The organism is Pseudomonas sp. NFACC10-1, assembly GCF_900119195.1.
GTDB classification, from domain to species: domain Bacteria; phylum Pseudomonadota; class Gammaproteobacteria; order Pseudomonadales; family Pseudomonadaceae; genus Aquipseudomonas; species Aquipseudomonas cerasi.
Genome location: NZ_FPJB01000009.1, coordinates 18,632 through 34,666, shown reverse-complemented (window position 1 = coordinate 34,666; position 16,035 = coordinate 18,632). Strand labels below are relative to the sequence as shown.

11 protein-coding genes are annotated in these 16,035 nt (G+C 58.5%); 9 read left to right on the top strand and 2 right to left on the bottom strand.

Features of this window, described 5'->3' with window-relative positions:
- Positions 1–102 precede the first annotated feature (102 nt).
- The 5 genes from BT119_RS22675 to msrA all read left to right on the top strand — a co-directional run bounded on the left by BT119_RS22675 (position 103) and on the right by msrA (position 8,033).
- Complete coding sequence (locus BT119_RS22675; protein WP_072366967.1) at positions 103–1,545, top strand: TldD/PmbA family protein; 1,443 nt, start codon at positions 103–105, stop codon at positions 1,543–1,545.
- Complete coding sequence (locus tag BT119_RS22670) at positions 1,545–2,870, top strand: TldD/PmbA family protein (protein ID WP_072366966.1); 1,326 nt, start codon at positions 1,545–1,547, stop codon at positions 2,868–2,870. The genes BT119_RS22675 and BT119_RS22670 overlap by 1 nt, the downstream gene beginning before the upstream one ends.
- A gap of 9 nt (positions 2,871–2,879) precedes the next feature.
- Positions 2,880–4,292, top strand: coding sequence for a multidrug transporter subunit MdtD (gene mdtD / locus BT119_RS22665; RefSeq protein WP_003372572.1), 1,413 nt, complete (start codon positions 2,880–2,882; stop codon positions 4,290–4,292).
- A gap of 250 nt (positions 4,293–4,542) precedes the next feature.
- Positions 4,543–7,236, top strand: a complete 2,694-nt coding sequence (locus BT119_RS22660) for a bifunctional diguanylate cyclase/phosphodiesterase (protein ID WP_003372574.1) — start codon at positions 4,543–4,545, stop codon at positions 7,234–7,236.
- A gap of 149 nt (positions 7,237–7,385) precedes the next feature.
- Positions 7,386–8,033, top strand: coding sequence for a peptide-methionine (S)-S-oxide reductase MsrA (msrA, locus tag BT119_RS22655; RefSeq protein ID WP_003432504.1), 648 nt, complete (start codon positions 7,386–7,388; stop codon positions 8,031–8,033).
- Positions 8,034–8,314: 281 nt separating this feature from the next.
- On the opposite strand, the gene BT119_RS22645 is transcribed toward msrA, so the two are convergent.
- Positions 8,315–9,151 carry a 23S rRNA (adenine(2030)-N(6))-methyltransferase RlmJ gene (locus BT119_RS22645; RefSeq protein ID WP_072366965.1) on the bottom strand — a complete coding sequence of 279 codons (837 nt, stop codon included), beginning with the start codon at positions 9,149–9,151 and terminating at the stop codon, positions 8,315–8,317.
- Between the two features lie 377 nt (positions 9,152–9,528).
- Here BT119_RS22645 and BT119_RS22640 point away from each other — a divergent pair, with 377 nt between their 5' ends.
- Entirely contained in the window at positions 9,529–9,759 is a 231-nt protein-coding gene (locus tag BT119_RS22640) for a DUF6124 family protein (RefSeq protein ID WP_003432502.1), read from the top strand.
- Positions 9,760–9,878: 119 nt separating this feature from the next.
- Entirely contained in the window at positions 9,879–10,145 is a 267-nt protein-coding gene (locus tag BT119_RS22635; protein WP_003393668.1) for a hypothetical protein, read from the top strand.
- Between the two features lie 91 nt (positions 10,146–10,236).
- Here the strand turns inward: BT119_RS22635 and gbcB are convergent, their stop codons facing one another.
- A complete protein-coding gene (gene gbcB / locus BT119_RS22630) occupies positions 10,237–11,337 on the bottom strand; it encodes a glycine-betaine demethylase subunit GbcB (RefSeq protein WP_003372583.1) in 1,101 nt (366 codons plus the stop codon).
- Between the two features lie 309 nt (positions 11,338–11,646).
- On the opposite strand from gbcB, the gene gbcA reads away from it, so the two are divergent.
- Entirely contained in the window at positions 11,647–12,945 is a 1,299-nt protein-coding gene (gbcA, locus tag BT119_RS22620; protein WP_003432500.1) for a glycine-betaine demethylase subunit GbcA, read from the top strand.
- Between the two features lie 180 nt (positions 12,946–13,125).
- Positions 13,126–15,531 (top strand): fibronectin type III domain-containing protein, encoded by a 2,406-nt coding sequence (locus BT119_RS22615; protein ID WP_072366964.1) that lies wholly within the window; start codon positions 13,126–13,128, stop codon positions 15,529–15,531.
- Positions 15,532–16,035: the final 504 nt, after the last annotated feature.

The window sequence follows — 16,035 nt, the reverse complement described above, 5'->3', positions numbered from 1 at the left end:
CAGCTTGGCAATCGTGGGGGGGGGTAATCTCCCCCTTAACGGCAATCGGCTCAAAAGGCCGCCCGGACTTCACTGACCACCCTCAAGAAGGAGCTTGTCTGCATGTTCGATTTCTCCGCCCGGCTCAAGCAGCATTTCGCTGCTCTGCAGAGTGAAGCGCCATTTTTTTCCGTACGTTACGTGCACCGCACCGGCCAACGCCTGTGCGTGCGCAAGAATGTGGCCGAGCCGCCGTCACTGATCAGCGACGAGGGCGCCATGCTGACCGTGCGCCTGAATGGCGTTGAAGCCTACGCCGCCACCAACGACATCTCCCTGAAGGGTTTGCAGGCTGCCTTGCAGCAGGCCGAAACGCTGGCCCGCCGTCTGGCACCGCATGCGCTGCTGGACCTGAGCGATCAAGCTGTCTCGAGCGCAAAGGCTGACTACCTGTCGCCAAACATGGATCAAGCCTTTCCACCGCTGAGCGATTGCATCGGCCTGCTGATGGCCGAGTCCAGCGCGGTCCCGGCAGACGAACGCCTGGTCAACTGGCAGGCCATACTGGACCTGGAAACCGTTGAGCAAATCTACCTCAACAGCGCGGGCGCGCAATTGCGTCAGGCGCAGCGCTTTGTGTTTCCGGGCATGAGCGTGACGGCCTACGACGGTCGCGACAGCCAGACGCGCACCCTGGGCGGGCATAACTTCGGCCAGCAAGGTGGCATCGAAGTGCTGAGCAGTTGTGGCCTGATCGGGTCTGCCGCCAACGTCGCCGACGAAGCGTTGCAGTTGATCCTCGCCCCCAACACGCCATCAGGCCCACGCGACCTGCTGCTGATGCCCGATCAGATGGTCCTGCAGATTCACGAGTCCATCGGCCATCCCCTGGAGCTGGACCGGATTCTCGGTGACGAGCGCAATTACGCAGGCACCAGTTTCGTCAAAACGACTGACTTCGGCACCCTGCAATACGGTTCCAGCCTGCTGAACGTGACCTTCGACCCGGAGATTCCCGAGCAACTGGCCAGCTACGCGCATGATGACGATGGCACGTCAGCCAGCAAGCAGTTCCTGATTCGTGACGGCCTGCTGCAGCGCCCGCTCGGCGGTGCCCTGTCGCAATACCGCAGCGGCCTGGCAGGCGTCGCCAACAGCCGCGCCTCCAGCTGGAACCGTGCCCCCATCGACCGCATGGCCAACCTGAATATCGAACCGGGTGACCAGTCGCTGGACAGTCTGGTCGGTAACATCGAGCACGGCATCCTGATGTCGAGCAATCGCTCCTGGTCCATCGATGACGCACGCAACAAATTCCAGTTCGGCTGCGAATGGGGCCAGTTGATCGAGAACGGCGAGCTCAAGGGCGTGGTGAAGAACCCCAATTACCGGGCGATCTCCGCGCAATTCTGGAAAAACCTCAGCGCAGTGGGTGATGCCAGCACGTTCAAAGTGCTGGGCACGCCGAACTGCGGCAAGGGCGAACCCAACCAGGTGATCCGTGTAGGCCATGCCTCTCCGGCGTGTGTGTTTGCCAATGTCGATGTGTTTGGAGGAGATGCCTGATGTCGCACCAACAGCAGTTCGAGGCGCTGGTCGCCGTGCTCAAGGCTGCCATCAGCCCGACGGAACACTTCACTCTGGCCTACGACGCCGAGGCGTCTGACTTCATTCGGTTCAACCACGGCCAGGTTCGACAGGCCGGGAGCGTCCAGCAGGTCATTGCAACGTTCAAACTGATTGATGACGGCCGGCATGCCAATCTCGAGCTGACACTGTCCGGCGACGCCGAGACCGACCAGCAGCGCCTTGTCGACGCCCTGCAACAACTGCGCGAAACACTGCCGTCGCTGGCCAAGGATCCCTATCTGTTGCCGAACACCAATGCCTGGCAAAGCAGTAACGTTCAAGATTTGCCGCTGCCGGACAGCGCCCGGGTCGTCGAGCAGATCAGCGAACTGGCAGGCGATCTGGACCTGGTAGGTTTCTATGCGGCAGGCCCGCTTTACCGCGGCTTCGCCAGTTCGTGGGGGGCGCAGGGCTGGCACCAGGCCAACAGCTTCAATTTCGACTGGAGCCTGTTTCACGAAAACGGCCAGGCAGTGAAAGCCAACTACGCGGGTCACGACTGGAGCGACGAAGCCTTCGCGCAGCGTTTTCAGCAAGCCCGCGAACAGCTCGAATTTCTCGGCCGCCCGCTGCATGCGCTCAAGCCCGGACAATACCGCGCGTACCTGGCGCCAGCGGCTCTGGACGAAGTCATCGGCATGCTCACCTGGGGCGGATTTTCCGCGCAGTCACTGGCCAGTAAACGCAGCCCGTTGCAAAGGCTGTATGACGGCGAGACGCCTTTCAGCCCGTTGGTCAACTTCGACGAAAAAGTCAGCGGTTCGCTTTCACCAGCGTTTTCACGGGAAGGCTACCCGCGCAAGGACCTGAAACTGATCGTCGACGGGCAAGCCCGCGATCGACTGGTGGATTCGAGCAGCGCAGCCGAATACGACCTGCCCGCCAACGGCGCGGATTATGGCGAAGGCCCAAGCGCGTTGAGCATTGCCGGCGGTTCACTGGAGCTGGATCAGATCCTCGCCAGGCTCGGCACTGGGCTTTACATCAGTAACCTCTGGTACCTGAACTTCTCCGACCGTGCCGCTGCGCGCCTTACCGGAATGACACGCTTCGCGACGTTTTGGGTCGAAGAGGGCAAGATCGTGGCGCCGGTGAGCACCATGCGCTTCGATGACAGCGCCTACAGCCTGCTGGGCAGCGCACTGGAGGACTTGACCAAAGAAAGGGAACTGATTCTCCAATCGAGTACCTACAGTCAGCGCCAGACCGGTTCAATCCAGTTGCCGGGCGCATTGATCAGCCGACTCACCCTCACGCTATAGCAGGAGCCTATGCCGAACTCAGCAGCGCCGATCATGGACGAAAAGACCCTGCGCTGGATGCCCTGGGTCATCGCCATCGCATTCTTCATGCAAAGCCTGGACGGCACGATTCTCAACACCGCCTTGCCGTCCATGGCCCGTTCACTGGCGGAAGACCCGCTGCGTATGCAGTCGGTGGTCATCGCCTACATGCTGACCATTGCGCTGCTGATCCCGGCTTCGGGCTGGATCGCCGACCGGTTCGGGATCAAGCGCATCTTCTTCAGCGCCATCCTACTGTTCAGTTTCGGATCATTGCTGTGCGCGCTGTCCTGGTCACTGAACGTGCTGGTAGCCGCCCGGGTGATTCAGGGGCTGGGGGGCGCGCTGATGCTGCCCATCGGGCGCCTGATCGTATTGCGCGCCTATCCGCGATCGGAGCTGGTGCGGATCATGGGCTTTATTACCGTGCCGGGCCTTTTGGGTCCGTTGCTGGGCCCGACGCTTGGCGGCTGGATGGTCGAGTACCTGAGCTGGCACTGGATTTTCCTGATCAACATTCCGGTCGGCATCCTCGGTTGCTACGCCGTCAAACACTTCATCCCTGATCTTCCGGGAGGCGGTCGAACGCGGTTTGACGGCGTCGGCTTCATCCTGTTTGGCGCGGCGATGGTATTGATCACCATTGCCCTGGAGGGCCTGGGCGAGTTGCACCTGCCGCACATGCGCGTGGTGCTGTTGCTGTTTGCCGGAATGGGCTGTCTGGCAGCGTATTGGCTGCGTGCCGGGCACATCGAATCGCCATTGTTTGCCCCTTCACTGTTCCGTACCCGGACGTTTGCGGTCGGCATCATGGGCAACCTGTTCGCCCGCCTGGGCAGCGGTGCCCTGCCATTTCTGGTGCCGTTGCTGCTGCAGGTGGCGCTGGGGTATTCGCCGTCTCAGGCAGGCATGAGCATGTTGCCGCTGGCGGCCGCTGGCATGTTCGCCAAGACCATCGCCCGCTGGCTGATCGAGCGGCTGGGCTACCGCATGATTCTGACCGGCAACACACTGCTGCTGGGTATCCTCCTGGCCAGCCTGGCGTTGGTGGATGTGCAAACCCCATACTGGGTGTTACTGGTCCATCTGGGACTGCTCGGCGCCGTCAACTCCTTGCAATTCACGGCCATGAATACGGTCACCTTGATCGATCTGGACGATGCCAGTGCAGCGAGTGGCAACAGCCTGCTTTCGGTGGTGGCACAGCTGTCGCTGAGTCTTGGCGTGGCAAGCGCAGCAGCCTTGCTCGGGGGGTTCAGCGAAGAAGTTACCACCGGCGAGGTCAGCAGCATGCTGGGGGCATTTCAGCTGACATTCCTGAGTGTCGGGGTGCTGGCCATGTTTGCGGCAGGTATTTTCCTGCAATTGCCGGCAAAGGAGCCCAGGATGGCAAAAGCCTGATTGACAACAGCCCGTAACTGGAGCAAATCTGCAAAGCGAATTCCCCTGGAAAACAGGGGTTTTACCCGAAAAAACAACGAATTTGAGTATCCGACCAGATACATTGAAGAACCTGGACAACCGGCCGACACTTTTATAGCACTAAGCCACTGTGGTCTCTTGTAAGCATGGGCCGCATGATGCAACCTTGCCATACGCGAAAGTGGGGTTTATCCCCGTCGCGACTAGTATTCCGGAAGCGAGTTTGTTCATGAAAAGCCAAACCGATGCTGCCGGTAGATCCGCAGCCGAGGTAGTGACGCAATTGCCAGTGCCTTCGCGCCTGGGCATGCTGCGTTTCGAGCGGCTGAATGAAGCCAATTGGGCGCTATTGTTTCTCGATCCGAATTGCGAAAGGCAGTTCGGGCTGGCAGCTGTTGACCTTTGCGCCTTGATTGGATCCCCTTATGCCAGCCTCATGGAGCCGGAAGCACGTTATCAACTGCACGATGACATCCAGCTGCAACTGGCCTCTTCCCCGAATTACCTGATCCGCTACACCCTTCACAGCCCCAAAGGCCCCCTTGGCCTGCTGGAAATCGGCGAAGCGTACAAACAGCACAACCGGCATCTGTTACGTGGTTACTTTCTGATCGTCGAAGACCTTGTCACGACTGGCGAACCGGTCACGGACTCCGATCTGGAAACCCGCAACCTGCGACTGCAGATTGCCCTGGAACTCAACCAGCGCGCCCAGCGCGACCAGTTTGCCCACCTGGAACGCGTGCGCGCCCAGCAGGACCTGATCCTGCGCCTGACCCGACACCGCTACACCACGGCCAATACCTTGCTCGAAGCGGCAGAGCTGATCACCAAAAGTGCTTGTGATATCTACGATGTCGACCATGTCAGTATCTGGAATCTCAACGACAAACGCCTTGAGCCGATCACCGACTACAGCCGTGAAACTGGCGACTATCAGTCACGCACGCCGGTGGATATCAGCCCCTACCCTACTTACCTGCAAGCGCTGAATACCAGCCGGGCGATCGACGCCAGCAATATCCAGACTGACCCACGCACCTGCGAAATGGCCAAAAGCCTGAATCCTGGAGAAACCAGAGCGGTGCTCGATGCCAGTATTCGTATCGACGGGCAGGTGATAGGCGTGCTGTGTCTGGAAGAGTCCGGCACGACACGCGAGTGGCAGTCCGACGAGATCGCCTTCGCCGGCGAACTGGCTGACCAGTTTGCCCAGGTCATCAACAACCATAACCGTCGCGCCGCGACCAACGCGCTGCACCTGTTCCAGCGCGCGGTCGAACAAAGCGCCAACGCCTTTCTGCTGGTCAACTGCAATGGCGTGGTCGAGTACGTAAACCCGAGTTTCACGGCGATCACCCAGTACAGCTCGGAGGAAGTCTCCGGGCACAAGTTGTCGGAATTGCCCGCACTGGAAAACCTCAACCAGTTGCTGCTGGAAGCCAACTCCAGCCTGACCAACAGCAACAGCTGGCAGGGCGAGTTCAAAAGCCGGCGCAAGAACCTCGAACCCTACTGGGGCCAGCTGTCGATTTCCAAGGTGTATGGCGACAATCGTGAGCTGACGCACTATATCGGCATCTACGAAGACATCACCCAGAGCAAGCTGGCCCAGCAGCGCATCGAGCGCCTGGCGTACACCGACAACCTCACCAATCTGGGCAACCGTCCGGCCTTTATCCGCAATCTGGACGAACGCTTTGCCCGCGACACCGATACGCCGATGAGCCTGTTGCTGGTCGACATCGATAACTTCAAGCGCATCAACGACAGCCTCGGCCACCAGACCGGTGACAAACTGTTGATCAGCCTGGCGCGGCGCCTGCGCAACACCTTGAGCCCGTCCGATGTATTGGCGCGCTTTGCCAGTAACGAATTTGCCGTACTGATCGACAACACCGATCAGGAAGCCGGACAGGCCACCGCCACACAAGTGCTGGCCACGCTGGACAAGCCGATGTTCGTCGACAATCAGCTGATCAGCGTCACCGGCTCGGTGGGTCTTGCCTGCGCACCGCTGCACGGTCGTGACCCGCAGACCCTGATGAAAAACGCAGGCCTGGCCCTGCACAAGGCCAAAGCCAACGGCAAACATCAGGTTCAGGTGTTTACCGAAGCATTGAATGCCGAGGCCAGTTACAAGCTGTTCGTGGAAAACAACCTGCGCCGCGCCCTGACCCAGAACGAGCTCGAGGTGTTCTATCAGCCCAAGCTGTGCCTGCTGACGGGTCGTCTGCTGGGCATGGAGGCGCTGTTGCGTTGGAATCATCCTGAAAAAGGCATGATCCGACCGGACCAGTTCATCAGCGTGGCCGAAGAGACCGGTCTGATCATCCCCATCGGCAAATGGGTCGCGCGTCAGTCCTGCCGCATGAGCAAGGACCTGACCGCTGCGGGGTTCGGCAACCTGCAGGTAGCCATCAATGTATCCCCCAAGCAGTTTTCCGACCCGGAACTGGTGTCATCGATTGCCGCCATCCTCAAAGAAGAAGAGCTTGACCCCTCACTGCTGGAACTGGAGCTGACCGAGGGCCTGTTGCTGGAAGCGACGGAAGACACCCGCCAGCAACTGGACTCGCTGAAGAAACTCGGCCTGTCACTGGCCATGGATGACTTCGGCACCGGTTACTCGTCGTTCAGTTACCTGAAGAAATTCCCCATCGATGTGATCAAGATCGATCGCAGCTTCATCCGCGATATTCCGGATGATGAAGACGACATGGAAATCACCTCGGCGGTCATCGCGATGGCTCACAACCTCAAGCTCAAAGTGGTTGCCGAAGGCATTGAAACCGCGGCTCAGCTGGCCTTTCTGCGGCGCCATCGCTGCGATGTCGGCCAGGGCTATCTGTTCGACAGACCTATCCCCGGCGAAGAGCTGATCGAGAAGCTGAAGCGCTATCCTCGTCGCCCATCCGCCTGACAACCTTCCCTGCACCCCGCTCTCTCGGGCACACTGTCCGCCTGTTATTGCACGGCAGCACTTGTTTCTGCGTGTAACGGGACCTATGTATTTGTATTGATCATCCGTCCTGGCCCCGCTGCCGATCTCCACACGAGAGGATATGGTTCATGACTTTGCGCTCGGAAATTCTAGTGAACAAAAACGTACTGCCTACCGCCGAACAAGCACTGCCGGGTCGTGAAACACCAATGGCGCTTCCGGAAACCCACTTCGTCAACGGCAATCCGCTGTTGGGGCCGTTTTCGAGCAATGTCGAATTCGCCATCTTCGGCATGGGTTGCTTCTGGGGCGCAGAACGTCGTCTGTGGCAACAGGACGGTGTGGTGAGCACTGTCGCCGGCTACGCAGGCGGGTTTACTCCGAACCCGACTTACGAAGAAGTCTGCTCCGGGCTGACCGGCCACACCGAAGTGGTACTGGTGGTCTACGAGCCAGCAAAAATCAGCTACGAAGACCTGCTCAAAGTGTTCTGGGAAGTACACAACCCGACTCAAGGCATGCGTCAGGGCAATGACATCGGCACTCAGTACCGTTCGGTGATCTACTGCACCACTCCCGAGCAGCTCGACGCCGCCAAAGCCAGTGCAGAGACCTTCCAGGCGGAACTGAACAAGGCCGGTCTGGGCAGCATCACCACCGAAATCGAGCAGGCACCGACGGTTTACTTTGCCGAAGCCTACCACCAGCAATACCTGGCCAAGAACCCACAGGGCTACTGCGGGCTGGGCGGCACGGGTGTGTGCATGCCGGCTTGAGACACGCCCCTGCCGGGGCGTCAGGAAACGGGCTTCTGCCCGAAGGGCGTAGGAGCGGACTTGTCCGCGATGGGCTGCGAAGCGGCCCCAAAACCGGCCAACTCGGCTGTATCTGATGCACCGAGGCAGGCGGTTTTGCTGCCGGTTCACGGCAGATCGCGAACCAGCGAAGCGTTGCACGGTACGCACCTACATGCCCTGCACAGTTTTCTGGGCTTGCCAGGATCTGTGTACAACGCTGAGTGCTCCGCATGGGCACGCAGTGATGGATGCAGGCAAGCCTACTCCGCAATCAACCAGTCCATCTTCCAGCCGCCCTGGGTCTGGCCCAGTTTCTGGGCGAGGTACGGCATCAGCTCGCGCAATTCTTCTTCCAGACCCCAAGGCGGGTTGGCGATGGCCAGGCCTGAACCGTTGAGGCTGGCCGGTGTGTCCAGCGGATGGACGAACAGTTCAACGCGCAACAGCTTGGGCGCGCCGGTTTCTGCCAGGTCCTGATAGAAGCGGCGCAGCAGGCGGGTATCCTTGATCGGGTACCAGATCGCCGCCACTGTCTGACGCATGCGCCCGATGGCTTCCTTGAGCGCAACCGCGCAACGCTTCATTTCATCGAGTTGCTCGAATGGCGGGTCGATGAGCATGACGGCACGCTTTTCCGCCACGGGCAGCAAGGCGCGCGGGACATGCCAGCCTTCCCCAAGATGCACCGCCACACGGCGGTCGCCTTTCATGTTCTCCTTGAGCAGACGCCCGTCTTCGGGGTGCTTCTCGTTGAGCAGCACACGCTCGCGCTCGCGAGTCAGGCGGCGAGCCAGCTCCGGCGAACCGGGGTAGTAGCGCAGCTCGCCATCCGGGTTCATGTCGTGCAGCACTTGCAGATAGTCGGACGTCAGCGCAGGCAGGTCCGTGGCGTTCCACAGACGGCCGATACCCTCCAGCCATTCTCCGGTGCGCGTGGCCTGATCGCCTTTGAGGTCGTACAGGCCGAGCCCGGCGTGGGTGTCGAGATAGGCGAACGGCTGCTCCTTGCGCGCCATCAGGGCGATCAGGCGAGTCAGGGTCAGGTGTTTGAAGACGTCGGCGTGGTTGCCGGCATGGTAGGCGTGACGGTAATTCATGGCAGCTCCTGGCAAGCTGCGCAGTTTAGCAAACCTGAGCAATGAACAAGAATTTGTAACGAATTTGCGGGACTGGTCTCTTTCACTTGAAGGAAATTTCCGAGAAACTCCCGGCCCCTTGTGCCTGCCTGTTTCGATCTCTACTCTGCGCCCGTCGCTGCATATTCAGCGGTGAGGATTAGTAGCCCTCGTTATCCAGGCGCATTGCGCCACCTTGTGCAGGTGCCCTTTCACGGCCTGCGCTTTTATGGTGGTCGTGCGTGGGGCATCTTTGGATGCACCGGGGTTCCTGGACCGGGCTACTACCTGCGCATGATCACCACCCTCGATTAGTAGCCGACGGTGATGGTCTTCTAAAACTCCAGGAGATGCATCACATGCTGAAAATCGTCCCCGATCCGCCCCTCTTCACCGTCAGCGCCAACGTCAGCCAGGAAGACGCCCTGATGCATGCCAGCGACCTGCTGCGCTGCGCCGCCACCAGCGCCTGTGAATTCAGCGACAGCATGACCGGCACCCAGCGCGACATGACGCTTTCGATCATGCACCTGGTGGAAATGGCCAAGGTCATGGTCGACAGAACCATAGACAACCTGCAAACCGAATGACCGCATGAACTGAAAACGACACACTTGTAGCCAATCCTGCCACGCACGACAGGCAGGGGTTGCCCGCAGGCGGTTGTCCTTCCAGAATCGGAACAAGCCCGATCAAAGGAACAGACGTCATGATGCACGCGGATTTGATTGACCAGGAAGACCTGCTCGGCCAGCTCAGAGCCCTGGGCTTCGAAGCCCCCGGCGGCGCAACCGCTGAACAAGCCTGCGCAAACGCCGTCTGCGGCCTCAACGCCGAACGCGCGACCGCCTTGCGACGTCTGGTAGAACAACTTCTGACCGGCAGCGCCACCCTCCTCCCCGCCGTGCGCCAGGCCATCGACCAGCAACTGCTGCCCGCGCTGGCGGCTTATAAGCAGAGTCACAGTGGATCTTAGCCGGTAGGCGCCCTCAAGAACGTCTATCGTACCCATGCTCCGCGTGGGTATGCCGTTCGTGACCCTTTGCGCCACACAGTTTCAGGCGTGCTCAGTACTCAATCCGCACATCGCCCTTCGGCACGCTGCAGCAGGACAGAATGTACCCCTCTGCAACATCTTCGTCGGTAATGCCGCCGTTGTGCTCCATCTCGACTTCACCGCTCAGTTTCATGACCTTGCAGGTTCCGCAGATGCCCATGCCGCAGGCTTTGGGGATCATCAGGCCGAGTTTGGCGGCGGCGGCATGCACGGTTTCGCCCGGCCCGACGCGGATGCTCTTGCCAGTGTCGGTGAATTCCACCTGATGCAGGTCGGCAATGTCGATGTCGGGCGCGTCGGCGGCGATTTCGGCCTGCTCGACGGCGTCTGCCCTGGCCTCGGGCGGCGTCGCACCGAACGACTCTTCATGGTATTGCGCCATGTTGAAGCCGTTCTCCTGCAACAGACGCTTGACCGCTGTCATGTACGGCGTCGGTCCGCAACAGAACACCTCACGGTCCATGAAGTCCGGGGCCATCAGCTCGAGCATTTTCTGGTTCAGGTAGCCGCGATAACCGGCCCACGGCTCGCCCAGACCATGCTTTTCACAGACCAGGTGCAGGCTGAAATTGTCGATCCGCGAGGCCATGTGCTCCAGCTCGCGGTGGTAGATGATGTCTTTCGGTGAACGCGCGCTGTGCACGAAGACCATGTCGACGTTGGCGTTGGTGTCGTAGAACCAGCGCGCCATGGACATCACCGGCGTGATGCCGACCCCGCCGCTGAGGTAGAGAATCTTCGGGTTCGGGAAGTCGATGGCGTTGAACAGCCCGACCGGCCCGTGTACCGCCAGCTCCTGTCCTTCAATCAGCGTGTCATGCAGGTAATTGGAAACCTTGCCGCCCGGCACGCGTTTGACGGTGATCGAAAAACTGTACGGCACCGATGGCGAGCTGGAGATGGTGTAAGAGCGCATGATCGGCAGGCCGTCGATCTCCAGCTCCAGGGTCACGAACTGGCCCGGCTTGAAGAAGAACATGATCGGCTGGTCGGCCATGAAGCAGAACGTGCGCACGTCCCAGGTTTCCTGGATGACTTTGACGACACGTACCAGGTGACGCCCGTTGGCCCATGTCTGGGTCGTGACCGGGCTCAGGAAACTTTGGGACATACTCGATCTCCACGGCCGACTGTCGGCCTCTCATGCTGCGGATTCTGCGTAACGCGCGAGACGGCCATTTACCTATCAACGACATTCACGTACTTACCGCGACCAGCCCCGTGCAACAAGGCCTGTCGCGTCGGGAACGGATGCGGCCATGTCGCCCATGGATAAGGTTCGCTGCGCGCCCGGCTCCACACTCGCCACCAAGGGTCATAAGCATGGTCGACTGATCTATCGTCATGCGTGAAACGCGATCACACCCGTATCAGCCACATTCGCAGGCCGCCCATGCCGCGGTCATGAGGGATTTAATCGATGGACGTCACCGCAACCTTGAGCCTGGGCGATCCGCTGGAACCTGCACGCAAGGCCACTGCCGAAATGCTGCAGAATCGCGAGCGCACGTACTCGCTGCCGCAGCCTTTCTACAGTGATGAGCGACTGTTTGAAATCGACATGCAGGAAATCTTTCACAAGGAGTGGCTGATTGCCGGGATGACGTGCGAAATCCCGACCAAGGGCAATTACCTGACGCTGCAGATCGGCAAGAACCCGATCCTGGTCGTGCGCGGCCCGGACGGTGTCGTCAACGCATTCCACAACGTATGCCGCCATCGCGGCTCGCGCCTGTGTACTGCCGAGAAAGGCAAAGTCGCCAAACTGGTTTGCCACTATCACCAGTGGACCTATGAGCTGGACGGTCGTCTGCTGTATGCGGGCACTGAAATGGGCGACGACTTCGACATGAAACAGTTCGGCCTCAAGCCGGTTCACGTCAAGACCGCAGGTGGCTACATTTTCATCAGCCTCGCGGAAAACCCGCCTGCCATTGACGAGTTCCTGTCGACGCTGCGGCACTACATGGAACCGTATGACATGGAGAATACCAAGGTGGCCGTGCAAACCACCTTGATGGAAAAGGCCAACTGGAAGCTGGTGCTGGAAAACAACCGCGAGTGCTATCACTGTGGCGGCTCGCACCCTGAATTGCTCAAGACGTTGCTGGAATGGGACGACGTCACCGACCCGCGTGCCGATCAGGCCTTCAAGGATCATGTGGCCGCGTCTGCTGCTGCGTGGGACGCCGAGAAAATCCCGTACGCCCACGCCAGTTTCGGCCTGCGTAACCGTATCGTGCGCATGCCGCTGCTCAAAGGCACCGTGTCGATGACCATGGACGGCAAGGTCGGCTGCAAGAAACTGATGGGCCGCATTCAGAATCCTGACCTGGGCTCGATGCGTATTCTGCATTTGCCGCATTCCTGGAACCACTGCATGGGCGATCACATCATCGTCTTCACGGTGTGGCCGATCAGCGCGCAGGAAACCATGGTCACCACCAAATGGATTGTCCACAAGGATGCGGTCGAAGGCGTGGATTACGACGTCGAGCGTATGCGCCAGGTCTGGGACGCCACCAATGATCAGGACCGTCGTCTTGCCGAAGAAAACCAGCGCGGCATCAACTCCAGCGCCTATCAACCCGGCCCTTATTCGAAAACCTATGAGTTCGGCGTGGTCAACTTCGTCGACTGGTACAGCTCGCGCATGCTGGAAAACCTTGGCGCAGAACCTGCGCCTTATTTGAAGGGTGTGGCGGTGAATCACGAATAGAGATTGCCCCCGCCAACGCGACCCATCAAGTCAGACTCACTTCATTCACGAAGTGAGTCTGAACTGACCACGCCGACACAAAAACCCTCGCGCCGATACCGTCATTTCTGACAGTTACCCAAAAAAATCTTTCGTGATCAACTCCCGTTGCAGTCAATCCAACGGACGGAGACACGGACCATGCTCAGCCCAAAAAACATTAATCAATATAAAAATAAAACAGTCGATGCAGCCTCGGCCATGCCGGACATAAGAGGCAAAAAGATTCTCATGGGGTTCTGGCATAACTGGCCTTCCGAACCCGGTCAAGGTTACCAGCAAGGCCTGTTCAAAGAGATGGCGCTGACCGACATACCCGAGGCGTATAACGTCGTGGCCGTGGCCTTCATGAAAGGTGCCGGCATTCCTACATTCAAGCCTTATAACCTGAGCGATGCTGCGTTTCGCGCCCAAGTGGCAGCACTGAATGCACAAGGACGTGCGGTGCTGATTTCTCTTGGCGGGGCTGACGCGCATATTGAGCTATATACCGGTCAGGAAGATGCACTGGCCTATGAAATTATTCGTCTGGTTGAAACCTATGGCTTTGACGGCCTGGATATCGACCTTGAACAAGCTGCTATTACCTTTGCCGATAACCGGAGCGTATTACCCGCTGCGTTGAGGATGGTGCGCGAACATTACGAGACAGAAGGAAAGCACTTCATTATCAGTATGGCCCCCGAGTTCCCCTACCTGAGGGCCAGCAAAAAACTGCCGATATTGAAAGAGATCACGACGTACTTTCCTTTCCTGAAAGAATTTGTAACCTTTCTCGACTCCCTGAGATCCGGCGGTGCCTACCTTGCTTACATCAATGCGCTGGAAGACATCTATGACTTTATCGCGCCTCAGTATTACAACCAGGGCGGCGATGGCATATGGGTCGATGAGCTGAACCTGTGGGTCACTCAAAACAACGACGCCCATAAGAAAGAGTTTCTTTACTACCTGACCGACAGCTTGATCCACGGTACGCGTGGCTTCACTAAAATTCCGGCCGACAGGCTGGCCATTGGTCTACCGACCAACAATGACGCCGCCGCCACCGGTTACGTGGTCGATCCGCAGGACGTCAAGTATGCACTGCAAGAGCTGGAAGACACCGGCAACCCGATTCGCGGGCTGATGACCTGGTCGGTCAACTGGGATGCCGGGAAAGACAAGGATGGCAAGGAATACAGCTGGGAGTTCGTGAACCGCTACGGTTATCTCACCAGTGGTGAAACGCCCGTACCGGACAAGCCTTCAGTACCCACTGACCTCAGATCAACCGAGCAAACCCCAACGTCGGTGAAACTGGCCTGGTCGCTTTCGGAAGGCACGAACCCGGTTCTGAAATATGAAGTGCTCCGTAACGGCACTCTCTTCTTTACGGTGAGCCGTCCTGACTTTGAAGATACCGGCCTTCAGCCCGGCACCACGTACAGCTACCAGGTACGTGCCATTGATGTCATGGACAACACCTCGGCATTCTCCACAGCGATCAGCGTGAGTACACAGGCAGGGAGCGGCGGTGGTGCGAAACCGACAACACCGGTCTTGAGCCTGTCAGGCGTCACCGATAAAAGTGTGTCGCTGACATGGACAGCGTCTACCAGCGATAGCCCAATCAACAGGTATCAAATTGACCGGGACGGCTGGCCTACTACAGCGCTCAGCGGTGAAACGTATGCGTTTACCGATGAAGAACTCACCCCGGGCCGTACGTATAAATACCGCGTTGTGGCAAGAGACGAAGAACTTCAATGGTCAGAGGTCAGCAACCTGATAGAAGTCACAACCGATTCGGAACCCCATAAACCTTCATTGCCTGTCGACTTCAGGTCAACCGGGCGGACCACCACATCGATAACGCTGGACTGGAGTGTTTCGACGGATGCCAGCGGTCCGTTTCACTATGAGCTGTTCCGCAAGGGTGTTTCGATAGGCGAGGGCAAAGCTCCTCCCTTCACCGACGAAGGCCTTCTGCAAAGCCGCCTTTATGATTATCACATCATCGCGACCGACAGTATGGGTAACAGCTCAGGACCCTCTGAAAAACTTCTGGCCACTACAGACTCCGAGGCGTCCGATGATCGACCTGCGCCACCGGGCAACTTGCGTCAGACAGGTGAGACCACCACCAGTGTTTCACTGGCATGGGATGCACCTGCAGGGGGTACTGCCGTTGACGTCTACCGTGTCTACAGTTTCGACGCGCCTGCTGTGACCGTCGATTCAACCGTACTGACTTTTACCGTCAGAGGCCTGACCCCAGGCAAGACCTATCAGTATCTGGTCGGTGCACGCGATAAAGATTTAGAACTGTCTGGGCCCAGCAACGTTGTGCAGGCCTCGACCAGCGAAGCATTGCCTGAATGGGACGATGATACTGACTACGTGAAGGGGAATAAGGTGATGCATGCGGGTGCCTCTTACATCTGCATCAATTCTCACCATTCACAACCAGACTGGGCGCCGGGCACCGTGCCGACGTTATGGGCGCCCTGGACCGAGCAAGCAGGCGGCAGAGGTTTCCGCGACTGGCCCAAAGAATGGCAGTGAGCCTCATGCGTACCGGCTCTGGCTCGTAAACAGACGGTGACGATGTCATAACTGAACGACTTATCCACAGCGCCCAAAAAGCGTTTATGGATAAGTCGCTTTTTCATGGGCCTGGAAATAGTCAGGACAACAACGACTTACCATGGAACACCTAAGTCACAGAGCCTGTATGTTTTTTAACCAAATCTCTGTAGAGCCTCATTTCATTGGGCTACAGACGAGCACGAACACCTTATCCACAGAAGCGCCAACAGACTTTGGGTACAACTTCGTCCCAATCACCCGGCCTGCTGTGGACAACGTATAAAATGGCTGAAAAACCACCCGAATGAACCAACGCTGCACGCAAAACCCTGCTTTGATCATTTTTCATACAAAACCTCCAAAGCCTTCATTTACAAGGCTTGTAGGCAATCACAAACAACTTGTCCACAAGCACGCGCACAGAGATTGTGGGCAAACCCATTGGCTGGCAGATGGCAGTGCGCATTTATCCACAAAAAA